Here is a 26,470-nt window from a genome sequence, read left to right as displayed (position 1 = left end):
GCCAGCTCGCGCAGCTCGGCCGGGGAGTGGATGCTGTCCAGGAGGCGGGTCATGGCCGGGTCTCCCCTTGGCTGGGCGTTTCCGGTTCCTGGGTGGTTTCGGTGGGGACAGTGGGGGCCTCGCCGTCGCCCGCCTTCGGCCTCGGGATGGTGGCTGGCAGCAGGCCCTGGTCCAGGAACCAGCGGATGGCATCGGCCAGGGCGTGGCGTGCGGGGCGGGGGCGGTAGCCCAGCTCCTCCCGGGCCTTGGCGGAGCTAAAGAACATGGGCTTGCGGGACAGCCGGACCCCGGTGACGGTGGCGAGGGGCTCGCGCCCGCTCACCCGGGCCCAGGCCTCCGCCAGGTAGGCGATGGGCAGCACCAGCCCGTGCGGCAGGCGGACCCGGGGCGGCTTGCGCCCGGTGAGCTCGGCGACCTCGGTGAGCATCTGCTTCAGGGTGTAGTTCTCGCCCCCCAGGATGTAGTGCTCGCCGATCCGGCCGTGCTCCAGGGCCGCCATGTGGCCCCAGGCGACGTCGTCCACGTGGACCAGGTTGAGCCCGGTGTCGACGAAGGCCGGCATCTTGCCCCGCGCGGCGTCCAGGATCATGCGCCCGGTGGGTGTGGGCCGGCTGTCCCGGGGGCCTACGGGGGTGGAAGGGTGGACGATGACCGCCGGCAGGCCGTCGTCATGGATCTGTTGGGTCACCTCGCGCTCGGCCAGGAACTTGGAATGCTTGTAGGGGCCGATGAGGTCCCCGGGCCCCGCCGGGGTGGTTTCGTCCCCGGCCACGCCGTCGCTGTGGATGCCGAGGGTGGCCACGCTGGAGGTGTAGACGATCTGTTTGACCCCCGCTTCCTGCGCTGCCTGCATGAGGTTGCGGGTGCCGTCCAGGTTGGTGCGGTACATGCGGTCCGGGTCGGGAACCCAGAGGCGGTAGTCGGCGGCGATGTGGATCAGGAAGCGGCACCCGGACAGGGCCGCCGCCAGGCTGTCCGGGTCCGTCAGGTCCCCTTCCACGATCGCCAGCGGCAGGCCCGCCAGATTGTCGCGGGGAGCGCCCGGGCGGACCAGGGCCCGGACCCCGTAGCCCGCCGCCACCAGCTGGCGGGCCACCGACGAGCCGATGAAGCCGTTGGCGCCGGTAACGAGGGTGGTCATGGCAGCTCCTAGCCGGGAGTAGCCCGCTCAGGAAACGTTGGGTTTGCTCCGGTCGATGGACTCCACCGGGATCCGGGCCACCTCGCCGGTTTCCTGGGGCTCTGGCGGCTCCTTGCGGGGCGGGTCCGCCACCATGGGGCCTTCCGTCCGCTGGCCTCGCAGTGCCACGCCGAGGGCCTTCAGCGGATGGCGGAAGGTGTCCTCCACCGCGGAGGCCTCGAAGCCGCAGTGGGCCATGCAGTTGTTGCACTTGGGGTGGCGGCCCAGGCCGTACTTTTCCCAATCGGTTTCCTCCATCAGGGCCTGGAAGCTGGGGGCATAGCCGCCGTCGGCATGGAGGTAGCAGGGCCGCTGCCAGCCAAAGATGTTGCGGGTGGGATTGCCCCAGGGGGTGCACTGGTAATCCTGATTGCCGGCCAGGAAGTCCAGGTACAGCCCGGAGTGGCTCAGCGGCCATTCCTTGCCCTGGCCCCGGTGGAAGATCTTGCGGAACAGGTCCTTGATGGTGCGCGGCCCCATGAAGATGTCCTGGCGGGCGGCACCCTCGTAATCGAAGGCCGGGGAGACGGTGATGCCCTCCACGCCCAGGCCTTTCACGTAATCGAAAAACGCTGCGATGTCGTCCGGATCCTCGCCCTGGAACAGGGTACAGTTGATGTTGACCCGATGGCCGCGGTCGCGGAGCTTTTCGATGGCGTCCACCGCCCGGTCGAATACGCCCTCCTGGCACACCGAGGCGTCGTGGCTCTCGCGGTTGCCGTCCAGGTGGATGGAGAAGGTGAGGTAGGGCGAGGGCTCGTAGTCGTCCATGCGCTTGCGCGCGAGCAGGGCGTTGGTGCACAGGTAGACGAAGCGCTTGCGCTCGATGATCCCCGCAACCACCTCCGGCATGCCCTTGTGCAGCAGGGGCTCACCCCCAGCAATGGACACCACCGGGGCGCCGCACTCGTCCACCGCGCCCAGGCACTCGTCGACGCCCATGCGCTGGGCCAGGATGTCGTTGGGGTAGGCGATCTTGCCGCAGCCCTCGCAGGCCAGGTTGCACTGGAACAGGGGCTCGAGCATGAGCACCAGGGGGTAGCGTTTATTGCCCCGAAGCTTCTGGCCGATGATGTAGCTGCCGATTTTATATTGCTGCTTAAGCGGGATACCCATTTTGGCCTCGCTTAATCGTTGGCTTGGGGTTGCGCGGATTGGATCTCGGCGAGGGGGATCCGGAAGGTCGTGGTTTCCGTCTCCCCCGGCATCTCCCTCACCGTTTCGGCCCCCAGCATCCGCAGGTGGTCGAGGACCCGGTCGACCAGGACCTCGGGGGTGGAAGCGCCGGAAGTCAGGGCCACGCGCTGATGCCCTCGGAACCATTCGGAGCGGATGTCTCCGGCGTCCTCGACCAGATAGGCGGGCAGGCGGTGGCGCTCGCCCACCTCGCGCAGACGGGCGCAGTTGGAGCTGTTGCGGGAGCCCACCACCAACAGCAGGTCCTACTCTTGAGCCAGCTCGTGGACCGCGTTCTGGCGGTTCTGGGTGGCGTAGCAGATCCCGGACAGCTCCGGACCCTCGATGTTGGGGAACCGCTCCTTGAGGATGGCCACAATATCGGCGGTGTCGTCCAGGCTTAACGTGGTCTGGGTGACATAGGCGAGGCGGTCCGGGTCGGCCACCTCCAGGGCGCGGGCTTCGGCCTCCGTGCCCACCACCCGAGCGGGCCCGTCCAGCTGGCCCAGGGTGCCCTGGACCTCCACGTGGTCCCGGTGACCGATGATGATGACCTCGCGGCCCTGGCGGCTATGCTTCTGGGCCTGGAAATGGACCTTGGTGACCAGGGGGCAGGTGGCATCGATGGCCTGGAGGCCCAGCTCCCGGGCCTCCGCCACCACGTCCCGACCCACGCCGTGGGCACTGAAGATGATCAGGCTGCCGCGGGGGATGGCCGCCAGATCCTCGGTGAAGACTACGCCCCGGTCCTCCAGATCCCGGATGACCTCCTGGTTATGGACGATCTGGTGCAGGACGTAGATGGGCGGGCCGTACAGATCCAGGGCCTGCTCCACGATCTCCACGGCTCGGACCACGCCGGCACAGAAGCCGCGGGGTTTGGCGATCACGATGTCCATACTGACTCCTATCCGCCAGCCGGGCGGGGTTGCCGCGCCGGTTGCTGCGTCGTTGCGTCAATGCCCGCGCTGCACCGCGGGCGGTTGTGAACCACCCGTTCACCATTGCGGGCCCAGCAACCGGGCCGCCTGACGCAGGGTGGCCCGAGCGCGCCAGAGATCCCGGGCCAGGCCCGGCAGGGCCCGGGCCTGGCCTGGACTGGCGGCCAGGGTCCGCAATAGGTGCCAGCCGGCCACGCTGCCGTCCGCCCCCAGGCTGGCGGCGACGCCCGGCGGGAGGGCCCGGTCGGCGGGATCCACCACGCCCCGCACCACCAGCAGGGGCACGCCGGCAGCGCGGGCGGCCTCGGCAACGCCCAAGGTCTCCTGATCCAGCGCGGTGGCCCCCCAGGCTTGGGCCAGACGCCGCTTTTCCCTGGGAGAGGTGACTGGGCCGTCCTGCGACAGGATGGCGCCCTCCGCCGGGGGCCAATGGGGCGCGAGCCGGGCGCGAACTCGGCTGTGCCAGTCCGCATCGCAGGGGATGGCCGGATCCGCCGCCACCTCCCGCGGAAGCAGCAGGGCCCCGCTGGCCAGCCGCGGGTCCAGGCCCCCGGCGATGCCCCAGCTCAACAGCCGGGAGGCGCCCTCCGTCAGGAGGGCCTCCGCCGCCTCTCGGGCCCGCCGGCGGCCTGTCCCCGAGGCGCGCACCCGCAGGTAGGGTCCTTGCCGGTCGGGGCTCGGGGCGGTGGCGCCCCCGGCGGCCAGCCAGCGGGCCTCGCTGGGCATGGCGGCCACCGCCCCGGTTACCACGCCCCAAGCCCCTGTCGGTGCCGGCGATAGTGGGCCAGGGCCTGCAGCGGAAAGTAGTTATTGTAGCCGCGGTATTTCAGGTGGAAGACCCGCGGAAATCCGGGAGCGGTGAACTGCGGATCGGTCCACAGGCCGTCGGCCGTTTGGTTACGCAGGAGGAAATCCACCCCCTTGCGGATCTCGGGGATCTCGCCTTCGCCGGCGGCCAGGAGGGCCAGGACGGCCCAGGCGGTCTGGAACGGCGTGCTGGCCGCCCCTTGGCCGGCCTTTTCCGGCTGGAAATAGGTGCCGTTGCCCTCGCCCCAGCCGCCGTCCGGCTGCTGGACACCCTTCAGCCAGGCCACTGCCTTCTGGATCCAACCCTCTCTCATGTCCCAATCGGCCTGGGCGAGCCCCTCCAGCACCGACCAGGTGCCGTAGATGTAATTGGTGCCCCAGCGCCCGAACCAGGGTCCGCTGGGTTCCTGCGCATCCTTGAGGAAGGCCACGGCCCGTTCCAACGCCGGGCGCGATTCCGGGCCCCCGGCCTTGCCCAGGAAGGCCACGCAGCGCGCTGTGACATCGCTGGTGGGTGGATCGAGCAGGGCGCCGTGGTCGGCGAAGGGGATGTCGTTGAGGTAGTGGTAGGTGTTGTCGCGGTCGAAGGCACCGAATCCGCCGTTTCGGGACTGCATCCCCCGCACCCACTGCAGAGCCCGCGCCACCGCCTCCTGGTAGCGGCCATCATGGTCCATGGCATGAAGGGAGTTGGCCACGGCCGCGGTGTCGTCCAGATCGGGGTAGAAGGCGTTGCCGTACTGGAAGGGCCACCCGCCGGGGGCCAGGTCGGGATTGCCGTCCTTCCAGTCGCCTTCGGTTTCCCGGATCTGCCGGGTGGCTAGCCAGTCCAGGCCCCGCTGTGCCGCAGTGAAGGCGTCCTCGCGGCCGGTTTCCTGGAGTGTCCGGGCCGCCAAAGCGGTGTCCCATACCGGCGAGACGCAGGGCTCGGGGTAGGCCTCGTCGCCGTGCTCGGCAACCAGATGGCGCAGGGCGCGGCCGGCCTGGACCCGGTAGGGGTGGTCGGGGCTGTAGCCCAGCTCGATCAGGCCCTCGTAGGCATAGACCATGGCCGGGAAAATGGCGCCCAGACCGTCCTCGCCGTTGAGCCGCTCGATGTACCACCGGCTCGCCCGGCGGACCGATTCCATTCGGAAGGACCGGGGCAGCAAGGGCTCCAGCCGGGCCACAATGCGCTCGAACCAGAAAAAGATCCGGCTGCGCCAGGACCAGATGGGGAAATAGTCCCGTTCCTTTTCCGGGGCCACGGTGAAAAGCTCGCGGACACCAGTGCCAGTGGGGTTACGGGCCTTGCTCCGGAGGCTGTATAGCACCGACAGCGGCACCATGACCGTGCGCGACCAGTAGGCTACCTTGTTAAGGCTGAAAAAGAACCAGTCCGGGAAGCGCACGATCTCGGCGGGAACCACCGGAATGGCCCGCCATGGGATCTGGTTGTACTGGGCCAGCAGGATCCGGGTGAACACGTTGGCCTTGGCGGCCCCGCCGTTGGCCAGAATGGCTTCCCGGACCCGGGCCATGTGCGGCGAGTCGGCATCGTCGCCGACCAGTTTCAGGGCGTAATAGGCCTTGACCGAGCAGCTCACATCGAAATGGCCCCCGGAATAAAGGGGCCAGCCGCCGTGCTCCGGGCACTGCCGGCGGCGAATGTAGGTGGCCAGCTTGGCCTGAAGGGCTTCGTCCACCTCATCGGTGAAATGCATCATGAGGATATATTCGGCTGGGATGGTGCAGTCGGCTTCCAGCTCCCACCGCCAATGGCCATCCTCGTTCTGCGCCTGGATAAGCGCTTCGCCTGCTTTTGCTAGGGCCTGGGGAAGGGAGGCGGCATGGGAAGGATGCCTGCCGGCCAGGCCCTGACCGGGGTGCAGGTTGGTCTCTTCCCCACTGTTCATTCGTGCCAAAGTCGTCTCCCTTTTCCTGAGAAACAAAACCTCCCTCTTCCCAAATCGCCAGATAAAAGCTTCGAGATCAACTATTTTCTTTTCCCGGATGGAAAACAGGCGTCCCCAGCGGAATCCGAATGCGACCTGGGGCAGGCCGATCCAGTTCGGTATAGGGCCCGCATTTGGCGTATCCGGCCTTGTGCCTACCCCCCCCCCGAGGCAGGCCACCGGTTTGGCTGCCCCGTTGGCCTCAGGATCTCGCGGGAGCCTGGGCCATTGCCTGTAGCAGCCAGTCCTCCAGCTCCCGGCAGAACCGGGTCAGATTGCGGTTCTGGGCATCGGCAGTGGCCCGGGCGCCATGGCCTTGGGTGGGATGGCGATAGGTAAAAAGGCGTTGGGCCTGCAGTCTATCCTCGGGTCCCTTGAGGTCGGCCTGGAGGGTAAGGATGGCCTCGCTTTCTTGGGGTTGGGGAAAGACCTGAAGGATCCGGTGGATCTCCAGCTTTAGCACATAATCGGCCGGTGCCCAGGCCTCCGGTCCCACTACGGCCTGCCAGTGCCCGCTTGCGGCCAGCCAAGAGGCAACGGTCCGGCCGATCATCCGTTGGGGCGGGGCCGCCCAGCGGGATTCGCCGTACCGGCTTACGTGGGCCTGGGAGCGGTATGCCAGGCTGTAAAAGATCTGGGTACGGGAGGCGGCGAAGGACCCGGTTGCGGGGACAACCTGGAGGGCGGTCTGGGGAAATGATGGCGACGCGGTCGGTGGCTCCGGCCGGGTGGTGGCCAGGCGGTACGCGGTGGCCTGTGGCTCCGTCTTCGGACCGGGAGCGCAGGCGGCGGCCAAACACGCCGCAACCGCCACGCCCAGAGCCGCCCTCATGGCCTTTCCCCCGGGCTGTTGCCTTGCCATTGGAATCCCTCTTCCCCGGGTCCGGTCGGTCCACCGGACGGCCCGAAGATAGCCGACTGCGGTTGCACACGCAGGACTTGGCTGAGCTCGGCGAGGTTGCGGGCGATGCGGTCGAAGCGCTGGGCCAGGGCGTCGAGGCGGGGCATGAGCCGGCGACGGCCCTGCCGGAGGGTTTCTTCCCCGGATCGACCCAGCCCCTTCAGGGCCTGGGCCGCCTCCCCCACCTGCTCGATCTCGGTTTGGGCGGATTTGGCCAGCTCGGCGATCCGGGCGAAGGCCTGGCGGCCTTGCCGGGCCGTATCCTCGGTTTCCGCCATCAGGCTGTCGAGCCGGGCGGCGCCGGGGCGGACGGCGCTGGCGACGCCCTCCCAGCGGTCCAACGCATCTTCCGCCTGGGTCAGCACGCGCCCGATCCGCTCCCGGTTGCCTTCACCGGTCAGGCTGGTCAGCTGCCGGCTCAGCTGTTGGATCTGTCCGGCAATGGCCTGGGCGCTGTCCATGAGGTCCTGAAAGGGGCCCGGGCGCATGGCTAGCCGGGCAGGGTCCTTTGGCGAAGCGGGCAGGGGCTCCCCGTTGGCCTCGGGGTCTTTCTTTAGGGCCAGATAGGTGGCGCCGGTCAGACCCCGGGTCTGGATTTGGGTGTAGGTGCCCTCGGTAACGGGGATCCCGCGCCGCAGACCCAGCCGCAGGCGGACCTTGTCGGGATTCTCGGGATGCAACCGGACGGCCTTGACGTGACCGACCACCAGCCCCTTGTAGGTAACCTCGGATTCCGCCCGCAGGCTGCCCACGGAGTGATCGGTGACCACGTGGTAGATCCGGTTCTCCGCCTGCGGGGCTTTCATCCAGTAGTACAGATAGGCGCCGCCGACTCCCAGAAGGACCAGGAAGAAGACCGCGAGGAGGGCGTGGGCGCGGTTTTCCATGCTTACTCCGCTGACCGGATGAGTCGGGACAGGCGCTTTTGGCCCCGGCTGGGCTCGAACAGGCCGCGGACGAAAGGATGCTCGCTCCGGGCGACCTCTTCCAGGGAGCCAACGGTCACGATGCGCCCCTCGGCCAGGACCGCCAAGCGGTCGCTGAGGGTGGCCAGGGCGTCCCGGTCATGGCTGATGACCAGGCCGGTAAGGGCCATTTCCTGGCGCAGCTCGGTGAGCAGGTCCAAAAATTCCCGGGCGAGGGCCGGATCCAGCCCGGCGGTGGGCTCGTCGAGCAGGATCAGGGCGGGATCCAGGATCAGGGCCCGGGCCAGGGCAGCCCGTTTCACCATGCCCTCGGACAGCTCCTGGGGGCGCTTGCGGGCATCCTCCGGCTCGAGCTGGACGCTCTCCAGCCGGAGCCAGGTCAGCTCTCGGATCAGATCCTCTTCCAGGGCCTCTCCGAATCGGGCCATCTCCCGCAAGGGGAAGGCCACGTTGTCGAAGACGGTGAAGGCGCTGAACAGGGCCCCGGTCTGGAACAGGATGCCCCATTCCTTGCGCAGGCGCTGGTATTCGTCAGGGGTCGCTCGGTGGATGTCCACGCCGCGCACCCGGACCCGCCCCTCGGGGGCGGGGAGCATGCCCAGGATCTGGTGCAGCAGCAGCGACTTGCCGCTGCCGCTGGCCCCAACCACCCCCAAAAGCTCCCCGGTATAGGCCGTCAGATTGAGGTGGCGGTGAATCCAACGGTCCCCCATTCGGGTCCCCAGGTCCTCCACCTGGATCATGGTGGCCGGCTCGCTCGTCATCAAAGCAGGCCCTGGCCCACGAAAAAGGCCCCCAGGGAGGCATCCAGGATGAGCACCGAGGCGAGGCTGACCACCACCGAAGCGGTGGTCATGCGGCTCAGGCTGTCGGTGTTGGGCTCGCTGTGGAGGCCGAAGAAGGTGGCCACCAGGCCGATGATGGCCCCGTTGGTCAGGCCCTTGAGGAGCGCGATCCAGCTGTTCACCAGCGGGACGTCGTGGGGCAGGCGCTCCAGGAACCGGCCCGGGGCCACCCCCAGAGTGGGCTCGGCGATGACGATGCCGCCCAATATGGCGAAGAAGCTGCCCAGCACCACCAGCAGGGGAACGGTTACCGACAGGGCGGCGACCCGCGGCAGGGCCAGCCGCAGCACCGGGGAGATGCCCAGGGTGCGCAGGGCCAGCATCTCGCGGGTGATGTGCATGGCCCCGATCTCGGCGGTGATGGCGGAGCCGGTGCGGCCGGCGACGATGATGGCCGTGACCCAGGGGGCGATCTCGCGCAGGACGGCGGTGCCGAAGACCCCCACGATGGCGGAATTGGCGCCGTACTGGCTGATGGCTAGGCCGATCTGGTAGGCCATCACCAGCCCCACCAGGAAGTTGACCAGCGCCACCAGGGGCATCGCCCGGAAGCCGGCTTTGTAAACGGTGGCGCTCAGCTCCGTCCCGGGGAGGGCTCGGGGCCGCCCCAGGGCGTAGAGCCCGGCGAGGAGAACCTGCCCGGTGTGGACGACGAGCTCGGCCAGGATCCCCAGGACGTAGGCGATCCGGCCGCCCAGGCGGTCCAGCGCGTGGAGGGGGTGGCCGGCTTGGCGGGGGCGGCTCGACGGCGATCGGCTTAGGCGCTGGAAGATGCTGCGCTGATAGGTATGGAGACGGACCTCGGGGGGAAACCGCCGCCCCCAGGCGCGCCAGATTTCCAGGGCGCCGACGCTGTCCATGCGGTCGATGCCGCGCAAATCCCAGATCACGGACTCCGAAGCTACCAGGGCCGCCAGCTGGCTGCGGGCCTGGGAGCGGTGCTCGGGCGTGGCCAGCAGATCCCACTGGCCGCTGACCTCGACCCGGACATGGCCGTCTTCGGTCTGCTGCTGGACAGTGGGCGGCGATGGCGCCATGAAGGTCCGAGCCTCCTGGACGAGGGATGCCTTGGGGGGTGATACCCCACTCGCCGAAGCGAGCGAATGGGGTCCAGCATAAGGGACGGTGGTAGCGGGGCAAAACCGGCCAACCAGTCGGGATCCGCTTTGAGGCCGGCGCAGCGGTACCAGGGTCTCCGCAGAGGGTCAGTGCCCAGGGAGCATAAGACATGCGCAGGCTTTTGCTCGCGTTGGCCGTCCTGATACCCGTCGTCGTGGTCCTGGCCTACCTGGCCGCGCCGCGGCTGTTGGTTGGACCCTTGGCCTGGTTGGCCCCCGAGGTCACCTTCTATGAGCCCACCGACCGGCCGGTGGTGGCCTTAACCATCGACGATGGCCCCCAACCCGGGACCACCCCGGCCCTGCTGGATGTGCTCGACCGCTATGGGGCCCGGGCCACTTTCTTCCTGATCGGATCCCGGGCCGCCGAGCATCCGCATTTGTTGCGGCGTATGAGCGCGGCGGGCCACGAGCTGGCCAGCCACGATTTCCGGGACCGATTAAGCGCCGGGGTGGGACGCCGTTCCTTGGAACAGGATCTGGCCCGGACCCGCTCCGTGCTCGCTGCCCATGGCGACGCCGGCTGGTTCCGCCCCGGCGGCGGGGTGGTCACCGGCAAGGTGGTGGGGGCGGCCCAGGCCCAGGGGCACGATGTCGCCTTGGGCGATGTCTTCCCTCTGGATGTCAGTCTGCCCTGGCCGCGGTTCCATGCCTGGTACGTGCTAGCCAACGCCCGCCCGGGGTCGATCATCGTTCTCCACGATCGGCCCGACCTGGTGGAGCCCCCGGCGCGCAAGCTGGCCCGCATCCTGCCGGAGCTGACCCGGCGCTTCCGGGTGGTGACCCTCTCCCGGCTGGTGGCTGAGGAATGAGGGCAGAGCGTCTTGCCGGTGACGGATGCCTGGCCCAGAGTGGCGGGTAGCTCCCAGTCACCAGGTTGCCATGGCCTCCGGCGGCAGCTTTTCCCTCTTCGGCATCAGTCACTTCGCGGCGCTAGCCGTGGTGGGGGTGGTGGTCCTCGCCGCAGCCATGGGGCGTCGCAACCTGCTGGCCCAGGCGCCGCCGGCGTTGCGCTGGCCGCTGGGGGCGCTGGTGCTCGCTCAGTTCGCTGCCTGGTACGCCGTGTACCGGATTCCCCAGGGCTTCAGCCCTGCCCGGGACCTGCCCCTCCAGTTATGCGACATCAATCAGCTGCTCCTGGTCGCCTACCTGTGGCGGCCCCGAGCGGGATTGTTCGATCTGCTCTATTACTGGGTCCTTTCGGCCTCCTCCCTGGCCCTGCTCCTGCCCGACCTGGAGCAGGATTTTCCCTCGGTGGCCTATGCGTCCCTGTTCGGATCCCACGGGCTCACCCTGGCGATCTTGGTGCACTTAGCCTTCGGCCGGGGGCGGGGGCCCGTCCCCGCCAGTGCCGGGCGGGCGTGGGCCTGGCTGCTTGGCTACGGGATCGTCCTGGTGCCGGTTGACCTGCTCCTGGGCGCCAACTATCTGTATCTGTTGGAGCTGCCGGCTCTGCCGGGCCCACTGGCCGCCTTGGTGCCACCGGCGCCGTGGCACTGGCTCCTGGTGGCGGCATTCATGTACCTGCTGTTCCGGGGCATGCAAGCCATTGCCCCACCGGCTCCCTTGGACCCGGACCCCGATGAAAAACGCCAGGCTTAGGCCGGGGCATCACCTGACCCACCCCGGTGGCTGGAGCCCCATGACTTGTCTGTATCGACAACGCCGGAATGGCTCATGCTACCCATAACCGATGGCATCCAGATCGAGCCCTGGCTGGCCCTGTTGGTGCCCGTTCTGGTAATAGGCGCCCTGTACCTAGTGAGTCGCCTGGACCGCTGATTCGTCCTTCCCAACGGGCTCCCGGCGCCATCTGTCCTGGAGTCGGGCCGGAAGGACGCTAATGTGCTGCGAGGAGGGTATGGCATCCCAAAGGATACACCGGTGTCCCGAGGGGACAGGCCCGCTTTTGGGATCGGGGAGCGGTTGTGGCTGATACCCCTCTCCTGCGCCCGGGCGATACCTGCTGGCGCCTGGCCCGGGCCGATCGGGTGGCCCTCCTGGTGGACGGCAGCCGTTACTACCCGGCGGTGGGCCGGGCACTGAGCCGGGCGGAGCGCGCCGTTTGGATCCTGGCCTGGGACCTTGATCGGCGCATGCGGTTGTTCCGCGACGGCCCTCGCCCGGAAAATCTCCCCGAGCAGCTGGGCCCGTTCCTGGACGGCCTGTGTCGGCGGCGGCGTGGTCTGCATGTGCATGTCCTGCTCTGGGACTACGCCATGATCTACGCCCTTGAGCGCGAGCCCTTTCCCGTGCTCAACCTGGGCTGGCGCAGTCACCCGCGGGTCCACTTCCGCATGGACAATCAGCACCCGGTGGGGGCCTCCCACCACCAAAAGGTTGTGGTGGTAGACGATGCGGTGGCCTTCGCCGGCGGTTTCGACCTGAGCAAGTGGCGTTGGGACGGGCCCGAGCACGCCCCCGGGGACCCCCGCCGCCGGGGCCCGGATGGGCATGCCTACCAGCCCTTCCACGACGCCGCCATGGCGGTGGACGGTGAGGCCGCCGCTGCCCTGGGGGAGCTGGCCCGGCAACGCTGGGCGGCAGGCGGTGCCGGGCCGGCCGATCCCCCGCTGGCGCCGTCTGCCGATCCCTGGCCGACGGAGCTGGTCCCCGACCTGCGCGATGTCGAGGTGGGCATCGCCCGCACCCGGCCCGCCTACGGCGAGTGGCAGGAGGTGCGGGAGGTGGCGCGCCTCTACCTGGCAGCCATCGCCGCCGCCCGGCATTGGCTCTATCTGGAAAACCAGTACCTCACCAGCAACGCCGTGGGTTCTGCTCTGGCCGAGCGTTTGGCGGAGGACCACGGGCCCGAGGTGGTCATCGTTCTGCCTCTGCGCAAGGACGGCTGGCTGGAGGCCAACACCATGGATGTCCTGCGCAGCCGGCTGCTGCGGCGCCTGCGCGCCGCCGACCGCTACGGCCGGTTGCGGGTCTGCTACCCCTATGTCCCCGGCCTGGGGGACAGCTGGGTCAGTGTCCACGCAAAGGTGCTGATCATGGATGACGAGCTGCTACGGGTGGGCTCGGCCAATACCAGCAACCGGTCCATGGGTCTGGATACCGAGTGCGACCTGGCTGTCGAGGCCCGCGGCAGGGAGCGGATCCGGAAGGGGGTTGCGGCCTTCCGTAACGGGCTGCTGGCGGAGCACCTGGGGAAAGAGACGGAGGACGTGACGGCGGCGCTACAACGACAGGGCTCGCTGGTGGCGGCGGTGGACGCCCTGAGCTCGTCCAGCGGCCGCAGCGTGTTGCCGCTGGACGGAACCGTGTCCTCCCAGGTGGACCGGCTGGTGCCGGGCTCCGCCGTGATCGACCCCGAGGGCCCGGTGGACCCGGAGGTCATGCTGCGCGATCAGGTCCCCAGGGAGGCCCGCATTGCCGGCCGCCGCTGGACGCTGCGCTTCGCGGGGCTGGTGGCGATGCTGGCTCTTCTCGCCGCGGGGTGGCAATGGACGCCGCTGGATCCGTGGCTCGAGGCGGAGGAGCTGGCGCGGTGGATCCAAGGGGTTCGGGGCAGCCCCTGGTCCTTTCCGGTGGTGGCGGCCCTGTTCGTTGTGGCCACTTTGCTGGCGGTACCGGTGACCGTGCTGATCGTGGCTACTTCCCTGACCTTCGGGCCCGGGCAGGGCTTTGCATATGCCTATGGGGCCACCCTGATAGCCCTGTCGGCAGCCTACGTCGCTGGGGCGCTGCTCGGCCGGCGGGCCGTGCGCAACCTGGCGGGGACACGCCTGAACCGGGTCAGCCAGTGGCTGGCCCGCCGCGGCTTGCCCGCCATCGCCGTGGTGCGCATCGTACCCGTGGCCCCGTTCACGATCATCAACCTGGTGGCGGGGGCGGTCCGTCTGCCTTTCCGGGTCTTTTTCACCGGGTCGGCGCTGGGGCTTATCCCGGGAACACTGGCCATCGCGGTATTCGCCGACAGCCTGCTGGCGGTGGTGCTCCGGCCGGACTGGGAGAACCTGGCCATCTTGGGCGGCGTGAGTGCGGCCATGGTTACCGGGGCCCTCCTGCTGCGCCGGTGGCTCCGGGTCCGTCTGCCCGGGAAAGGGGGCCGGTCCGATGCCGGCTGACCCTGTTTCGGTATCGCTGCGGGTGTGGTGGCACTCCAGGAGGTGGATGCCAGCCCGCTGGGCCGGGGAACCTTCCAAATGGACTACCTCGCCGAGGCCACCGGCTACACTGCTATCCCCGGCACCACCATTTACGCCGGCTCCGGCGGCGACTGCGATTTCGGCAATGTCCTGCTATCCGCCTATCCGGTGACCGCCGTCCGGCACATCGACCTCAGCATCGACGGTTACGAGCCACGCGGTGCCATCGATGCCGACGTTCGGGTAGCCGGTGGGCTCCTGCGTGTGGTGGCTACCCACCTGGGACTGCGGCACCGCGAACGCGCCGCCCAGGTCCGGCGCCTTCTTGGAGCCCTGGAAGAAGCCTACCCCCGGCCCCTGGTTTTGTTGGGGGATATCAACGAGTGGTGGCCTTGGAGCCGCAGTTTGCGCCGGCTCCGGGAGCGCTTCGGTCCGAGTCCGGCGCCACCCGCGTTTCCGGCTGCCAGCCCGGTGCTAGCGCTGGACCGCATCTGGGCCCGGCCGCGCGGTGTCCTTCGCAAGATATGGGCGGTGCGGAGCCCCGCCACTCGCCCTGCTTCCGATCATTTGCCCGTTATGGGGTGCCTGGACCTGCCTGGGGGCTAGTGGCCCGCCTCAGAAGTGCGTAGGGATTCTGCGAGCCGGGATAGCGGGCGCCGCAAGGAAGCGCGACGCCGTCGGGCTGCCTGCCCGTCCAGGAGCGCCGACGCCGCGCCGCCCGCTATCCCGGCTCGCCCGAAGGGAGCCTCTGAGTCCGCCCAGCGCCGCAAGCGCCTCCTCGACGTGGGTTATCCATCCCGCCCCTGAGCTCCTTCCTTACTGGGGCTACCGGCACCACCCATAGAGGTTCAGGGGCGGAACGCCTTGCTCTGGACCGGCTCAGAACGCCCAGAACCCCTACGCACTTCTGGGGCGGGCCACTAGGAGGTGGCCCCGGCCTGCCGATAGGCATCGAAGGACCGCCCAAGACGTTCGGGTTCGAGCTCGGCGGCATTAACCAGTTCGCCGTCTACCATTACGGGCTCGCGGTCGGCCCGCCAGCGGCGGCGCTCTTCGGCGTCGGCCACGGGCATGAACCGGCCGGCGGCGGCGTAGAGAAGCCCGATCAGCGGCGACAGCCAGCAGGCGATGGCGAATGGGGCGTAGACCAGGGTGGGGATGCCGAGGGCCCCGGCGGTGAAGGCACCCCCCGCGCTCCACGGCACCAGCGGGTTGATCAGGGTGCCGCCTTCCTCCACCGAGCGCGACAGGTTGAGGGTGGACAGGCCCTGGCCGCGGAAGGCGGGGGCGAACATGCGGCCGGGCAGGGCAATGGCCAGGTAGGGGTCGCCGGTGATCAGGTTGGTGCTCACAGCCCCGCCGGTGCTGGCCGATACCAACGATAAGGGGCCTCGCACCCGGGCCATGACCGCGTGCAGGATGACCTCTAGACAGCGGGTCTGTTCCACGATGCCGCCGAAGGCCAGGGCGATAAGCACCAGTGAGATGGTCCACATCATGGACTGGATGCCGCCGTTGGACAGCAAGTCGTCCACCGCCTCGATCCCCGTGCGGCTTTCGAAGCCGTTCTGCATGGCCTCGAACACCTGATGGAGGGAGGCGTCCTGGGCCACCATGGCCGTTGCGGCGCCCGCCACCACGCCCAGGAACAGGGTCGGCAGGGCGGGGTAGCGGCGCACCGCCAGCACCACCACCAGCACCGCCGGCAATAGAAGCCACGGGCTGAGAGCGAACTGGCCCTCCAGCCCGGCGAGGATGGTGGCCACCCGCTCGCCGTGGAGCTCGGTGCCGGCGTGGCGCCATCCCAGCACCCAGAAGGCTGCCCCCGCCACTGCGATGGCCGGGATGGCGGTGGCCATCATGTTGCGGATGTGGCTGAACAGATGGGTGGAGGTGACCGCCGGCGCCAGGTTGGTGGTGTCCGACAGCGGCGACATCTTGTCGCCGAAGAAGGCCCCGGAGACAATGGCGCCGCCGGTGAGTCCCATGGGAATGCCCAGGCCGTCGCCGACACCGACCAGGGCCAGGCCCACCGTGCCCACGGTGCCCCAGGAGGTGCCGATGGCCACCGACACCACGGCCGTCAGGGCCATGGCCGCCAGCAGGAAATACTGCGGGGTGATCCAGGTCAGCCCGTAATGGATCATCAAGGGTACCGTCCCGGCCAGGATCCAGGTACCGATGATCATGCCCACGGTCATGAGGATGGCCACCGAGGGCAGGCCGATGTGGACGACGTGGAAAAGCCCCGTTTCCATCTGCCGCCAACGGTAGCCGATGGCCCAACCCACCGCCGCGGTGAAGGCAATGCCCAGGGCCAACGGGATATGGGGGGCGAAGTTGTCCGCCCCGAAGTAGGCGATCTGGAACAGGATCAGGGCCATGGTGACGGCGATGGGCAGGATGGCCAGGGGCAGGCTGGGCTTGGGCAGGTCTTTTGCCGGGGCCTCGCTGGATGCGGGCATGGGCATGCTTCCTAGGCTGCCGGGTCGAAGGGTCAGGACCCCGGTGATTATACCGATCAAGCAGTGACTTCAAGGCCGCGGCCCGGGTTTTTAGTTGACGCGACTGACCCTTTTGGTCACCCTTCTTCCCCTTCCTGACCAATCGGTCAGCCCCGCGATCCCCTGCAGAGGAAACGCGATCCATGATCAAGCGCATGGTCCTGATGCTTCTGGCCCTCGCCGTCATCATCGGCGGCCTGTTCGGCTGGAAGTACTACCAAGGCATGCTCAAGATGCAGCAGATGGCTGCCCGTGAGCAGCCGGCTACCGCGGTAACCACCACCGTCGCCGAGGGCAAGACCTGGCAGCCCACGCTGAAGGCCGTGGGGGGTCTGCGGGCGGTGGATACGGTTGCGGTAAGTCCCGCGATCGCCGGGCGGGTTATGCAGATCCGCTTCCAGTCAGGCCAGAGGGTAAGTGCCGGTAAACTGCTAGTGGCGCTCAATACCGCCACGGAGCAGGCAGAGGTGGACCGCTTGCAGGCCCAGCGGGACCTGGCCGAGAGCCGCCTCCAGCGTCGCCGACGCCTGCTTCGCCAGGACCAGACCTCGCAGGAAGCGGTGGATGAGGCCGCTGCCGAGGTCGAGAGCCTCAAGGCCCAGCTGCGGCGGGAGCGAAGCCTGATCGAGAAGAAGCGGATCCGTGCCCCCTTTGACGGCGTGCTGGGCATCCGTCAGGTGGATCAGGGCCAGTACGTTTCCCCCGGCGATCGGTTGGTCACCCTCCAGAACCTGGACCCCTTGTATGTGGATTTCGATCTGCCCCAGGAACGGCTCGCCCAGGTGAGCGAGGGCACGACCGTGACCCTGGCGGTGGACAGCCATCCCGACCGCAGCTTCGAAGGCACGATCAGCGCCATCGATCCCCAGGTCGCCCAGGAGACCCGGAACTTCGCTGTGCGGGCGACCGTGCCCAACGACCACGGCCTGCTACGGCCGGGCATGTTCGCCCAGACCGCCGTGCGCCTTCCCGAGCGCCGAGACGTGGTGACGCTGCCGAAGACGGCCATCACCAGTAATCCCTACGGCGACTCCATTTTCGTGGTGGAGGAGCCGGAAGGCAAAGGTGCCCTCACCGTCACCAAGCGCTTCGTCACCACCGGCGATCGGCGGGGCGATCAGGTGGCCGTGACTGAGGGGCTGGCGGCCGGCGAGACCGTGGTGACCTCGGGCCAGCTCAAGCTCAGCGAGGGCGCCCGCATTGAGGCGAACAACGAGGTCCAGCCGGCCAATGACCCCGATCCTCGGCCGGTCAACAAGTAGGCGCCGGCCATGAACGTCACCGATATCTTCGTCCGCCGGCCGGTGCTGGCCTCCGTCATCAGCCTGCTGATCCTGCTGCTGGGGGTGCGTTCCTTCCAGCTGCTCAATCTGCGCGAGTATCCCGAGACCACCAACGCCGTGGTCTCCGTGCGTACGGCCTACCCGGGGGCGGACGCCGAGCTCATCAAGGGCTTCATCACTTCCCCCTTGGAGGAAGCCATCGCCACCGCCGACGGCATCGATTACCTGGATTCCACTTCCATCCAGGGCACCAGCCTCATCCAGGCCCACATCGAGCTCGACTACGATCCCTATCAGGCCCTGACCCAGATATCGTCCAAGGTGGACCAGGTCCGTTCGGATCTCCCGGAGTCGGCGGAGGAGCCCATCTTGAACGTGGAGGTGGGGGAGACCACCGCCACCATGTACATCAACTTCCACAGTGAGGATCTGGCTCCCAACCAAATCACCGACTACCTCAACCGGGTGGTGCAGTCGGAGCTGAATACCGTGACCGGGGTTCAGGAGGCCCAGGTGCTGGGCGGGCGGCCCTTCGCCCTGCGCGCCTGGCTCAAACCGGACAAGATGGCCGCGGTGGGCGTGACCCCGGCCCAGGTCCGCCGGGTTCTCGCCGCCAACAACCACGTCGCCGGAGTGGGGCGCACCAAAGGCAGCGAAGTGACTGTCCGGCTCAAGGCAGAAACCGATGTCAGCTCGGTGGAGGGGTTCCGGGGACTGGTAATCAGGCGCAGTGAGGCGGGCACCATCCGCCTTCGCGACATCGCTGACGTCGAGCTCGGTGCCGAAACCTATGCCAGCTCGGTGATTTTTAAGGGCAAGCCGGGGACCTTTATCGGTATCGATGTTACGCCCAACGCCAATCCCCTGGAGGTGGTGCCGCGGGTCCGCGACACCCTTGCGGATCTGGAGCCCCAGTATCCCGCCAGCCTGAAGCATACGGTAGTCTACGACGCCACGGACTTCATCGAGGAATCCATCACCGAGGTCCAGAAGACCCTCCTCGAGGCTTTCCTCATTGTGGTGGTGGTGATCTTTTTGTTCCTGGGCTCGCTGCGGGCGGTGTCCATACCCGTGGTGGCGGTGCCCCTGTCGCTTATCGGCGCCGCCTTCCTGATGTGGACGCTGGGCTACTCCATCAACATCCTTACCCTGCTGGCCATGGTGCTTGCCATCGGCCTGGTGGTGGACGACGCCATCATCGTGGTGGAGAACATACACCGCCACATCGAGGAGGGCCAAACGCCCTTCGATGCTTCCCTGTACGGGGCGCGCGAGCTTGCTGGGCCCATCGTGGCCATGAGCCTGACCCTGGTGGCGGTATTTGCCCCCATCGGCTTCGTGGGCGGGGTCACCGGGACCTTGTTCGCCCAGTTCGCCTATTCCCTGGCCGGGGCGGTGGTGATCTCCGGCATCGTGGCGCTGACCCTGTCGCCCATGATGGCCTCGCGCATGCTCAAGGCCGGTGCGGGGGGCGGGCGGCTGGAGCATTTTCTGGATCGGGTCTTCAACCAACTTCGCTGGGCCTACGAGGGCCTACTCCACCGCACCCTGAACTACACGCCGGTGGGCGTGGTGTTCGCCGTGGTGGTCCTGGCCGCCAGCTACTTCCTGTTCGCCGGCTCCCAGAGCGAGCTGGCACCCAAGGAAGACGAGGGCACCCTGTTCGCCATGACCACGGGCGCCCCCTCCGCGACGCTGGACCAGACCCGCAAGTTCACGGACATGTACAACCCCATCTTCGCCTCTTTCGAGGAGGCGGAGGTCTACTTCAACGCCAACGGCATTAGTCCCCAGGGGGCAGCCCTGCCCAACAGCGCCTTCTCCATCATGCGGCTGAAGCCATGGAGCGAGCGCGAGCGTACCGCCATGGCCATCAAGCCGGAGCTGCAAGCCAAGCTGAGCCGGGTTCCGGGTGTCGATCCGGCGGTTTTCGTGCCCCCACCCCTGCCGGGCTCCGGCAGCGGCCTGCCGGTACAGTTCGTGCTCGGTACGACCGACGAGCCCGAGGCCCTCCACGAGGTTTCCCAGCGCATGCTGGAGGCGGTGGCGGGGTCCCCGCTGTTCATGTTCGGCGACACCAACCTCAAATACGACCTGCCCCAGGCGCGCATCCGGGTGGATCGGGACAAGGTCGCCGACCTGGGCCTCACCATGCGCGATGTCGGCACCGAGCTGGGGGCCATGCTCGGCGGCGGCCGCGTCAACTGGTTCAGCATGCAGGGCCGCTCCTACGAGGTGATCCCCCAGGTGCAGCGCCGGGATCGGCTCAACCCGGGCCAGCTCGAGGATTACCACATCCGGACGCCTTCCGGGGACATGGTGCCTCTGGCCACGGTGGCTTCGGTGGAGCGGACGGTGCAGCCCCAAAAGCTCAAGCGCTTCAACCAGCTCAACAGTGCTACCATCTCGGCGGTGCCGGCACCGGGTGTGTCCATGGGGCAGGCCCTGGGCTTTTTGAACGATCAGGCCGAGGGCATCCTTCCGGACGGCTATCGGGTGGATTATAAGGGCCCGTCGCGCAAGTTCGTGGAGGAGGGCGGCCAGATGGTGACCACCTTCTTCCTGGCCCTGATCCTGATCTTCCTCATGCTAGCCGCCCTCTACGAGAGCTGGCGCGATCCGGTGGTGATGCTGGTATCGGTGCCCATGTCCGTTGCCGGGGCCCTGGCCTTCCTGTTTTTGGGCTTTGCCACCATCAACATCTATACCCAAATCGGGCTGGTGACCCTCATCGGCATCATCAGCAAGCACGGCATCCTGATCGTTGCCTTCGCCAACCAGCTCCAAGCCCGGGGCTACAGCAAGCGTCAGGCCATCGAGGAAGCCAGCGGCATCCGCCTGCGGCCCATCCTGATGACCACCGCGGCCCTGGTTTTCGCCATGGTGCCGCTGATCGTGGCCACCGGAGCCGGTGCCGAGAGCCGGTACGCCCTGGGGCTCGTGGTCGCCACCGGGTTGACCATCGGCACCCTGTTCACCCTATTCGTGGTACCTACCCTGTATCTGGTGATCGGCAAGGACTATGGCCACGCCGCGACCGCCTAGCGGGATCCCCGGTTCCCTGCCGGGGAAAGGCCGGGTAAAAAGGAATGGAGGGCCCCTTAGGGCCCTCCTTTTTTATCCGGCCGGAGGTGACCCTTGCGGGACTGGAATGTGGTGGCGAGGGTAGGGGACCGGGCGTACCAGGAAGCCCACCGGGCCGTGGGCGAGCTGGCCCCGGTGGCCTGGACGGACTATTTCAATGGCCTCGTCATGCGGGTCCCCGAGGTACGGGCGTTCGCCGAGGATCTGCTGGTTCTCTGGGAGGCCGACCCCAACCTGAGCCGGGTCCTTGGGCGCGTGACACCGCTGGAGCGGTTGTTCCATTTCCAGTCGCCGGCCGAGCTGGAGGCCCGGGCCAAGGGGGCGGTGACACCCTGGCTGGAGACCCTGGCGGGCACCCGCTTCTACGTGCGCATGCACCGGCGGGGGTTCAAGGCGCGGATTGCCAGCCCGGAGGTTGAGCGCCTGCTGGACCGCTGGATCCAGGAGCGTGTGGCGGAAGGGGGGCCTTCGGCCGAGGTGGATTTCGCCGATCCCGATTGGATCGTGGACCTGGAAACGGTGGCCCAGCGCGGCTGGGTGGCCTGTTGGGGGCGGATCGAACGGGCCCGTTATCCCTTCCTCAACCTCGATTGAAAGGGGCGCAGCCCGAGGGAGGGTCAATCGCTGCGGCGTTCCGTTTCCCGCTCCTGCTCCCTGGTTACCACCTTCACCAGGTCGTTGAGGTGCTCCGTGAATACCTCCAGCAGGTCGTCCACGGTTACGATTCCCTGAAGGATGTCCTCGCCATTGACCACTGGCAGGCGGCGGACCCCACGGCTCCGCATGCGCACCAGGGTCTCCCAGAGGTCATCGCCCGCGTGTGCCAGGGCGGGGTCGGCGCTCATGACGTCGCCCACGGTCACTTCGTTCAGGCCAACATCTTGGGCCAGAACCTCCAGTACCAGGTCGCGGTCGGTGACGATGCCCACCGGTTTCCGTTTGGCTTCAGAGATTTCCTCGACAACCACCAGATCGCCCACGTGGTGGTCCCGCATGAGCTTGGCCGCCTCCCGGATGGAGTGGCTGCGGTCGGTAATGACGACTTCGCGGTTGCAATATTCGCCGATGGCCATGGGGGTGCCGCCTCTATGCTGGCAGGAAGGAGCGACAGGACACTAGCCGCCGCGATGCCGAATCCATCCAGGCACGGTACCACCGAAACTCCCTCCGGGTGGCGAAGGCGGCGGCGAGGGACCAGAGGATCGGAGCCTCTCAGGGGGAAATTCCTGCGGGGCTTTGAGCCCCCAGGCCGGTTCCCCTGGCGTAGGCCCCTTGGCCCCCAGGGGGCGGCTAGGCGCAAGCAGCACGCCGTCAGGGTTAGGTAGTCGTTTCCGGGGGTGCCTTGGCCCGCCGGATCCGGAACTGGAACCGGTCCATGGGGAGGTTCCGGGTGACCTCCAGGTTGATGCTGTAGCCCTGGACGGAATGGATGATCAGGGCCCCAGTCACCTCATCGGCTCGGGGGTGCGGCCCTTGAGGGCGAAGTCGCCGTAGACGCGCGAATGGCCCCAGGAATCCGCCTCCTCGTCCAGTCGGAAGCTAACCATCCCGATCAGCTGGTTGCCCTCCATGAGATAGCCCAGGTTGCGATTTTCCGAATTGCTTATACGGGATGCCATGATCGTTCCCTCATCTGGAGTCTTGGAAAGCAGGGCCGGTTGCCGGGCGATTAACCCGGGCCCGATGGATCATTTTTAGGCCACGACTTTCCCCTGGCCAATAAGGAGGATAGCCTAGGCGTGTAAGGTAGATTCCTGATGGGAATCGCCGGGAAAGGAGCCAGGGAGTGCCTAAGGGCCATTGGGTGGGCCTTTCAGTCCGGCGGGGGGCTTTAGGACCCGGCCGGGTCCGGGCCTGGAGTTTCCCCTCGTTGCCGGTCCCCGGTTGCGTGAAGCGGGGAAAGAACTTCGGGAGGTGGTATGGCTGGGGCGAAGGAATCGGCAGCCACCGTGTACGTCGTCGACGACGATCCAGGTGTTTTGGAATCGGTCCGCTGGCTGCTGGAGTCGGTGGATCTTTCGGTCCGTACCTTCGAGGACCCGCACGCGTTTCTGGCCGCTTTCGACGACCACAAGCCCGCCTGCCTGCTGCTGGACATCCGCATGCCGGGAATGAGTGGCCTCGACCTGCAGGATTGGCTGCAGGAGGTGGGGGCAACGGTGCCCGTGGTGTTCCTGACCGCTCATGGCGATGTTCCCCTGGCGGTGCGGGCCATGAAATCGGGGGCCCTGGAGTTCATCGAGAAGCCCTATAACGCCCATCAGCTTATCGAGACGGTCCAGCACGCCATCGATATCCATCGCCAGCAGCAGGTCGCCGGGGCCTGGCGGGACCGGCTGCGGCGCCGGATGGAACGGCTCACGCCTCGGGAGTGGGAAGTGGCCCGGCTCGTGGTGGACGGGCTTTCCAGCAAGGCCATCGCGGCCAAGCTGGGTCTGTCGCCAAAGACGGTGGAGGTCCACCGCGGCCGGGTCATGACCAAGATGGGGGCCAAGTCGTCCCCGGAGCTGGTGCAGATGATCTACGAGGCCGGAAGCGACGTCCTGAACGGGAGCTCCTAGGACCGGCAGGAGCGGTTGCCGCGCCGGTCGCCTCCGCCTGGGAGCGGGTAGGCTTCCCCGTTGGCCCTACGCAGGAGCTGACCATGAGCGAATCCCTCCCCGTGGGTAAGCTCCCTTACCAGCTCATGGCCTCCCTGCTCGCTCGTGCCCCGTGCGAAGATCCTCGCGTCCTGGTTGGCCCGGGCCCAGGCATGGACTGCGGGGTTGTGGATACCGGAGGCGACCGGTTGCTGGTCTTCAAGTCCGACCCCATCACTTTCGTCGCCGACGACGTCGGCGAGTACCTGGTTCGGATCAACACCAACGATATCGCCACCACGGCTGCGGAGCCCAGTTGGCTACTGCTGACCCTACTGCTTCCGGAGGGAGGAACCCCGCCAGAACGGGCCCAGGCCATCAACGACCCGATCTTCGAGGCCTGCCGGAAGGCCGGAATCGCTGTCATCGGGGGGCATACCGAGGTCACCCATGGGCTGGACCGGCCCATCGCCGTGGGCGCCTTGGTGGGCGAGGTTTCCCGGGACCGGTTGGTAACCCCGAGGGGCGCCATGCCGGGAGACCGCATCCTGCTTACCAAGGGGGTGCCCATCGAGGGCACGGCCATTCTTGCCGGGGAGCTCGGCGACCGACTAACCGGGGTGCTGTCGGGGGAGGAGCTTGCCCGCGCCCGGGATTTCCCGACCGACCCCGGCATCGACGTCCTGGAAGACGCTCGGGTCGCTACCGGTGCCGGTCGGGTAACCGCCATGCATGACCCTACGGAGGGCGGCCTGGCGACCGCCCTTTGGGAGCTGGCCGAGGCGAGCGGCCGGTCTCTGGAAGTAGACACGGAGCGGGTCCCGGTGCCTGATTTGGCCCGGCGCGTGTGCCGGTACTTCGGGCTGGCCCCCCTAGCCACCATCGCCTCCGGTGCCCTACTGCTTACCTCCCCCGCTTCGGAGGCGGAAGGAATAGGTCAGGCCCTGGCGGAGGCTGGCATCCCTTGCAGCGACCTCGGTGAAGTAAAGGCCGATCCCACAGCCGTGAGTCGGGCCGGGGAAGCCGGCGGCGGGCCGTTGGATCGGCCCGATCGGGACGAGATTGGCAAGGTCTATGAGGGGTAGACGGTGTTGCGGCGAAGGTCGGGAGCGGTGGCAGGACAGACGGGCTAACCGCTGGCCCGGTGCTGGTGGGAACCCGGACCTGGCTATCCAGAACAGGCTGGCGCTCGTGTCGAACTCCTTCAGGGGCACTCGCGCTTCTACCTGTAAGGCCGGCCCGATGGTTACCGGTCTCATTGGGCCGGATGGGACCGGCGGCGTTGCGGCTGGGGTTGGTTGCCTTATGCCACCCCCTGGTTCCGTCCGCCCGATCACGGATCGTGCGCCCATCTCTGCGGGAGAATTCCCGGCGACAGGTGGGCTTTTCAAGGGGGTTTAGGCTAAAGCTCCTGGCTGCGTTGTTCGGCCAGTTCCTCGGTAAAGCCGAATCGACTCAGGTCCGGCATGCGCATGGGGTAGAGGACGCCGTCGATGTGGTCGCATTCGTGCTGGACCACCCGTGCGTGGAAGTCGGTAACCTCCCGGTCAAGGGGCTCGCCCTCGGGGGTGAAGCCGGTGTAGCGCAGCCGGGGGTAGCGGGGGACCACTCCGCCTAGGCCGGGAAGGCTGAGGCAGCCTTCCCAGTCCTCGGCCCGGGCCTCCGAGAGGGGGTGGAGGTTGGGATTGACCAGGGCGGTGGGCGGGATCGGTTCGGCTTGGGGGTAACGCGGGTTAGCGCTCACGGCAAACACCACCACGCGGAGGCCGATCCCGATCTGGGGCGCTGCCAGGCCCACGCCCTGATTGGCCGCCATGGTCTCCCACAGATCGCCCACGAGCTTGTGCAGCTCAGGGGTGTCCAGATCGGCGACCGGCTCCGCCGGAGCCAGCAGGCGCGGATCACCCATCCGAAGCACCGTGCGAACGGTCATGCCACCCTATCTCCCTGGTCGCTAATGGGCCTAGAAGCGACGCGCTCGGTGGCTTCTTAGACCCGGTGGAAGTGGAATTAATCCCCCATACCGGCGATCCAGCCGGCTATGGCGTCGAGCTGGTCCGGCTTGTCGGCGGCCTGGGGCTGAGCCGGCATGGGCGTGCCCCCGGTGACATCGCTCCAGTTGCCCGAGGCGCCGTCTTCAACCGCCATTTTCATGCGCTCGGCGATCTTAGCCTTGTCACCGTTGTACCGTTGGGCCACCGCCTGGTAAGAGGGTCCCACCAGTTGGGTGGTTGCGGTATGGCAAGCCGTGCAGCCAAGATCTTGGGCGGCCTTCTTGCCATTGTCGGATGCGGCCACCGTGGTCGGCTCGGAGGGTTCCGACTCCGGTTCGGGTTCGGATTCGGCCACCTGCCCATTGTCGCCGGAAGCCGCCGGCTCCTCGTCCCCCTCGGCCTTGGCCGTCGTTTTCTCCGGCTGGTTGGCCGAGGTGGATTCCTCGGCGGGAGCGGCCTTCTTTTCCGGAGCCTGTTGGGAAGCCTGCTCGCCACTGTCGCAGGCAACGAGCCCCAAAAGGGCCAAGGGGAGGGTTAGCAATAGGGCCTTGTGAGCGACGTTCATACGGATCTCCTGAGGCAAGGGGGTATGGGTGGGTAAATAGGGGGTGGTCCCTTAACTATTACGACATATTCGGTTCTTCCCGCAACAAGCCTGCCCGGGCGGAGATCTTAGGGATCGGGGCTAGTCGGCCATGGCGGCGATCCAGGCGGCGATGGTCTCCAGCTTGTCGGTCTTGCCTGCGGCCTGGGGCTGGGGCGGCATGGGTGTGCCGCCGGTGGTGGCGCTCCAGGTCCCCGAGGCGCCGTTCTCTACCGCCATTTTAATGCGCTCGAGAATGCTGCCCTGGTCGGCGCCGTATTTTTCGGAGACGGCTTGGTAGGAGGGACCCACCAGCTTGGTTTGGGCGGCGTGGCAAGCGGTGCAGCCCAAATCCTGAGCCGCGGCCTTGCCGTCGCCGGCGCCGGCGGCCGAGGCGCTGAGTAGGGCGGCACCGAGACCGATGGCCCCGATCGCGACGGCTTTGCGCATGGCTCTCCCCCTGTCCCTAGATTGGAAGCATGCAGAGGGTCCTTTCTACGGGAACACCTCAGAGGGTG

The 26,470-nt window shown here is 67.7% G+C and carries 25 protein-coding genes and 1 pseudogene; 10 read left to right on the top strand and 16 right to left on the bottom strand.

Features of this window, described 5'->3' with window-relative positions; translation table 11 throughout:
• Positions 1 to 49 precede the first annotated feature (49 nt).
• The 9 genes and pseudogenes from hpnA to V5A19_RS07310 all read right to left on the bottom strand — a co-directional run bounded on the left by hpnA (position 50) and on the right by V5A19_RS07310 (position 9,747).
• Positions 50 to 1,141 (bottom strand): hopanoid-associated sugar epimerase, encoded by a 1,092-nt coding sequence (gene hpnA / locus V5A19_RS07350; RefSeq protein ID WP_332318437.1) that lies wholly within the window; start codon positions 1,139 to 1,141, stop codon positions 50 to 52.
• A 27-nt stretch (positions 1,142 to 1,168) separates the two neighbouring features.
• Positions 1,169 to 2,296 (bottom strand): adenosyl-hopene transferase HpnH, encoded by a 1,128-nt coding sequence (gene hpnH / locus V5A19_RS07345; protein ID WP_332318438.1) that lies wholly within the window; start codon positions 2,294 to 2,296, stop codon positions 1,169 to 1,171.
• A gap of 11 nt (positions 2,297 to 2,307) precedes the next feature.
• Positions 2,308 to 3,255: pseudogene (gene ispH / locus V5A19_RS07340) on the bottom strand (4-hydroxy-3-methylbut-2-enyl diphosphate reductase).
• 99 nt (positions 3,256 to 3,354) lie between these two features.
• Positions 3,355 to 4,047, bottom strand: coding sequence for a phosphorylase family protein (locus V5A19_RS07335; protein WP_332318439.1), 693 nt, complete (start codon positions 4,045 to 4,047; stop codon positions 3,355 to 3,357).
• Positions 4,041 to 5,999: a squalene--hopene cyclase gene (gene shc / locus V5A19_RS07330; RefSeq protein ID WP_332318497.1), complete on the bottom strand. Its 1,959-nt coding sequence runs from the start codon at positions 5,997 to 5,999 to the stop codon at positions 4,041 to 4,043. The genes V5A19_RS07335 and shc overlap by 7 nt, the downstream gene beginning before the upstream one ends.
• A 241-nt stretch (positions 6,000 to 6,240) precedes the next feature.
• Positions 6,241 to 6,870, bottom strand: coding sequence for an ABC-type transport auxiliary lipoprotein family protein (locus tag V5A19_RS07325; protein ID WP_332318440.1), 630 nt, complete (start codon positions 6,868 to 6,870; stop codon positions 6,241 to 6,243).
• Positions 6,867 to 7,826: an MlaD family protein gene (locus V5A19_RS07320; protein WP_332318441.1), complete on the bottom strand. Its 960-nt coding sequence runs from the start codon at positions 7,824 to 7,826 to the stop codon at positions 6,867 to 6,869. Before V5A19_RS07320 ends, V5A19_RS07325 begins: the two co-directional genes overlap by 4 nt.
• A gap of 2 nt (positions 7,827 to 7,828) precedes the next feature.
• The gene (locus V5A19_RS07315) at positions 7,829 to 8,629 is read right to left on the bottom strand and encodes an ABC transporter ATP-binding protein (protein WP_332318442.1); all 801 of its coding nucleotides are present in this window, start codon (positions 8,627 to 8,629) and stop codon (positions 7,829 to 7,831) included.
• On the bottom strand, positions 8,629 to 9,747 hold the full coding sequence (locus V5A19_RS07310) for an MlaE family ABC transporter permease (protein ID WP_332318443.1): 1,119 nt from the start codon (positions 9,745 to 9,747) through the stop codon (positions 8,629 to 8,631). Before V5A19_RS07310 ends, V5A19_RS07315 begins: the two co-directional genes overlap by 1 nt.
• 191 nt (positions 9,748 to 9,938) lie before the next feature.
• On the opposite strand from V5A19_RS07310, the gene V5A19_RS07305 reads away from it, so the two are divergent.
• The 5 genes from V5A19_RS07305 to V5A19_RS07285 all read left to right on the top strand — a co-directional run bounded on the left by V5A19_RS07305 (position 9,939) and on the right by V5A19_RS07285 (position 14,531).
• Positions 9,939 to 10,640, top strand: coding sequence for a polysaccharide deacetylase family protein (locus V5A19_RS07305; protein ID WP_332318444.1), 702 nt, complete (start codon positions 9,939 to 9,941; stop codon positions 10,638 to 10,640).
• A gap of 25 nt (positions 10,641 to 10,665) precedes the next feature.
• A complete protein-coding gene (locus V5A19_RS07300; protein WP_332318445.1) occupies positions 10,666 to 11,430 on the top strand; it encodes a TMEM164-related integral membrane acyltransferase in 765 nt (254 codons plus the stop codon).
• Positions 11,431 to 11,475: 45 nt separating this feature from the next.
• Entirely contained in the window at positions 11,476 to 11,610 is a 135-nt protein-coding gene (locus V5A19_RS07295) for a hypothetical protein (RefSeq protein ID WP_332318446.1), read from the top strand.
• Positions 11,611 to 11,756: 146 nt separating this feature from the next.
• Positions 11,757 to 13,904, top strand: a complete 2,148-nt coding sequence (locus V5A19_RS07290; protein ID WP_332318447.1) for a VTT domain-containing protein — start codon at positions 11,757 to 11,759, stop codon at positions 13,902 to 13,904.
• A gap of 24 nt (positions 13,905 to 13,928) precedes the next feature.
• Entirely contained in the window at positions 13,929 to 14,531 is a 603-nt protein-coding gene (locus V5A19_RS07285) for an endonuclease/exonuclease/phosphatase family protein (RefSeq protein ID WP_332327749.1), read from the top strand.
• A 314-nt stretch (positions 14,532 to 14,845) separates the two neighbouring features.
• On the opposite strand, the gene nhaC is transcribed toward V5A19_RS07285, so the two are convergent.
• Entirely contained in the window at positions 14,846 to 16,390 is a 1,545-nt protein-coding gene (gene nhaC / locus V5A19_RS07280; protein WP_332318448.1) for a Na+/H+ antiporter NhaC, read from the bottom strand.
• 182 nt (positions 16,391 to 16,572) lie between these two features.
• Between nhaC and V5A19_RS07275 the strand changes: the two genes are divergently transcribed.
• From V5A19_RS07275 to V5A19_RS07265, 3 genes are all read left to right on the top strand, one after another.
• Positions 16,573 to 17,691 carry an efflux RND transporter periplasmic adaptor subunit gene (locus tag V5A19_RS07275; RefSeq protein WP_332318449.1) on the top strand — a complete coding sequence of 373 codons (1,119 nt, stop codon included), beginning with the start codon at positions 16,573 to 16,575 and terminating at the stop codon, positions 17,689 to 17,691.
• Positions 17,692 to 17,700: 9 nt separating this feature from the next.
• Positions 17,701 to 20,757: an efflux RND transporter permease subunit gene (locus tag V5A19_RS07270; RefSeq protein ID WP_332318450.1), complete on the top strand. Its 3,057-nt coding sequence runs from the start codon at positions 17,701 to 17,703 to the stop codon at positions 20,755 to 20,757.
• Positions 20,758 to 20,850: 93 nt separating this feature from the next.
• Positions 20,851 to 21,390 (top strand): THUMP domain-containing protein, encoded by a 540-nt coding sequence (locus V5A19_RS07265; RefSeq protein WP_332318451.1) that lies wholly within the window; start codon positions 20,851 to 20,853, stop codon positions 21,388 to 21,390.
• Positions 21,391 to 21,413: 23 nt separating this feature from the next.
• Here the strand turns inward: V5A19_RS07265 and V5A19_RS07260 are convergent, their stop codons facing one another.
• The 3 genes from V5A19_RS07260 to V5A19_RS07250 all read right to left on the bottom strand — a co-directional run bounded on the left by V5A19_RS07260 (position 21,414) and on the right by V5A19_RS07250 (position 22,415).
• Positions 21,414 to 21,869: a CBS domain-containing protein gene (locus tag V5A19_RS07260; protein WP_332318452.1), complete on the bottom strand. Its 456-nt coding sequence runs from the start codon at positions 21,867 to 21,869 to the stop codon at positions 21,414 to 21,416.
• Between the two features lie 244 nt (positions 21,870 to 22,113).
• The gene (locus V5A19_RS07255) at positions 22,114 to 22,245 is read right to left on the bottom strand and encodes a hypothetical protein (protein WP_332318453.1); all 132 of its coding nucleotides are present in this window, start codon (positions 22,243 to 22,245) and stop codon (positions 22,114 to 22,116) included.
• Positions 22,242 to 22,415: a hypothetical protein gene (locus V5A19_RS07250; protein WP_332318454.1), complete on the bottom strand. Its 174-nt coding sequence runs from the start codon at positions 22,413 to 22,415 to the stop codon at positions 22,242 to 22,244. Before V5A19_RS07250 ends, V5A19_RS07255 begins: the two co-directional genes overlap by 4 nt.
• Positions 22,416 to 22,715: 300 nt before the next feature.
• On the opposite strand from V5A19_RS07250, the gene V5A19_RS07245 reads away from it, so the two are divergent.
• Positions 22,716 to 23,357 carry a response regulator transcription factor gene (locus tag V5A19_RS07245; protein ID WP_332318455.1) on the top strand — a complete coding sequence of 214 codons (642 nt, stop codon included), beginning with the start codon at positions 22,716 to 22,718 and terminating at the stop codon, positions 23,355 to 23,357.
• 83 nt (positions 23,358 to 23,440) lie between these two features.
• Positions 23,441 to 24,460: an AIR synthase family protein gene (locus tag V5A19_RS07240; RefSeq protein ID WP_332318456.1), complete on the top strand. Its 1,020-nt coding sequence runs from the start codon at positions 23,441 to 23,443 to the stop codon at positions 24,458 to 24,460.
• Positions 24,461 to 24,777: 317 nt separating this feature from the next.
• On the opposite strand, the gene def is transcribed toward V5A19_RS07240, so the two are convergent.
• The 3 genes from def to V5A19_RS07225 all read right to left on the bottom strand — a co-directional run bounded on the left by def (position 24,778) and on the right by V5A19_RS07225 (position 26,402).
• Entirely contained in the window at positions 24,778 to 25,308 is a 531-nt protein-coding gene (gene def, locus V5A19_RS07235; protein ID WP_332318457.1) for a peptide deformylase, read from the bottom strand.
• Between the two features lie 77 nt (positions 25,309 to 25,385).
• Positions 25,386 to 25,934 carry a c-type cytochrome gene (locus V5A19_RS07230; RefSeq protein WP_332318458.1) on the bottom strand — a complete coding sequence of 183 codons (549 nt, stop codon included), beginning with the start codon at positions 25,932 to 25,934 and terminating at the stop codon, positions 25,386 to 25,388.
• Positions 25,935 to 26,054: 120 nt separating this feature from the next.
• Positions 26,055 to 26,402: a c-type cytochrome gene (locus V5A19_RS07225; RefSeq protein WP_332318459.1), complete on the bottom strand. Its 348-nt coding sequence runs from the start codon at positions 26,400 to 26,402 to the stop codon at positions 26,055 to 26,057.
• Positions 26,403 to 26,470: the final 68 nt, after the last annotated feature.

The sequence above is a fragment of the Thiohalorhabdus sp. genome (assembly GCF_036628635.1).
In the GTDB taxonomy this organism is placed as follows: domain Bacteria; phylum Pseudomonadota; class Gammaproteobacteria; order Thiohalorhabdales; family Thiohalorhabdaceae; genus Thiohalorhabdus.
The sequence above is the reverse complement of the archived record's forward strand: the minus strand, read 5'-3'. Positions and strand labels throughout refer to the sequence as shown.

Coding starts and splice junctions, on each gene's coding strand:
- V5A19_RS07230 (WP_332318458.1), bottom strand. CDS start 25,934: ATGAACGTCGCTCACAAGGCCCTATTGCTAACCCTCCCCTTGGCCCTT.
- hpnA (WP_332318437.1), bottom strand. CDS start 1,141: ATGACCACCCTCGTTACCGGCGCCAACGGCTTCATCGGCTCGTCGGTG.
- V5A19_RS07275 (WP_332318449.1), top strand. CDS start 16,573: ATGATCAAGCGCATGGTCCTGATGCTTCTGGCCCTCGCCGTCATCATC.
- hpnH (WP_332318438.1), bottom strand. CDS start 2,296: ATGGGTATCCCGCTTAAGCAGCAATATAAAATCGGCAGCTACATCATC.
- V5A19_RS07320 (WP_332318441.1), bottom strand. CDS start 7,826: ATGGAAAACCGCGCCCACGCCCTCCTCGCGGTCTTCTTCCTGGTCCTT.
- V5A19_RS07225 (WP_332318459.1), bottom strand. CDS start 26,402: ATGCGCAAAGCCGTCGCGATCGGGGCCATCGGTCTCGGTGCCGCCCTA.
- def (WP_332318457.1), bottom strand. CDS start 25,308: ATGACCGTTCGCACGGTGCTTCGGATGGGTGATCCGCGCCTGCTGGCT.
- V5A19_RS07300 (WP_332318445.1), top strand. CDS start 10,666: ATGCCTGGCCCAGAGTGGCGGGTAGCTCCCAGTCACCAGGTTGCCATG.
- nhaC (WP_332318448.1), bottom strand. CDS start 16,390: ATGCCCGCATCCAGCGAGGCCCCGGCAAAAGACCTGCCCAAGCCCAGC.
- V5A19_RS07260 (WP_332318452.1), bottom strand. CDS start 21,869: ATGGCCATCGGCGAATATTGCAACCGCGAAGTCGTCATTACCGACCGC.
- shc (WP_332318497.1), bottom strand. CDS start 5,999: ATGAACAGTGGGGAAGAGACCAACCTGCACCCCGGTCAGGGCCTGGCC.
- V5A19_RS07305 (WP_332318444.1), top strand. CDS start 9,939: ATGCGCAGGCTTTTGCTCGCGTTGGCCGTCCTGATACCCGTCGTCGTG.
- V5A19_RS07245 (WP_332318455.1), top strand. CDS start 22,716: ATGGCTGGGGCGAAGGAATCGGCAGCCACCGTGTACGTCGTCGACGAC.
- V5A19_RS07240 (WP_332318456.1), top strand. CDS start 23,441: ATGAGCGAATCCCTCCCCGTGGGTAAGCTCCCTTACCAGCTCATGGCC.
- V5A19_RS07270 (WP_332318450.1), top strand. CDS start 17,701: ATGAACGTCACCGATATCTTCGTCCGCCGGCCGGTGCTGGCCTCCGTC.
- V5A19_RS07310 (WP_332318443.1), bottom strand. CDS start 9,747: ATGGCGCCATCGCCGCCCACTGTCCAGCAGCAGACCGAAGACGGCCAT.
- V5A19_RS07325 (WP_332318440.1), bottom strand. CDS start 6,870: ATGAGGGCGGCTCTGGGCGTGGCGGTTGCGGCGTGTTTGGCCGCCGCC.
- V5A19_RS07315 (WP_332318442.1), bottom strand. CDS start 8,629: ATGACGAGCGAGCCGGCCACCATGATCCAGGTGGAGGACCTGGGGACC.
- V5A19_RS07250 (WP_332318454.1), bottom strand. CDS start 22,415: ATGGCATCCCGTATAAGCAATTCGGAAAATCGCAACCTGGGCTATCTC.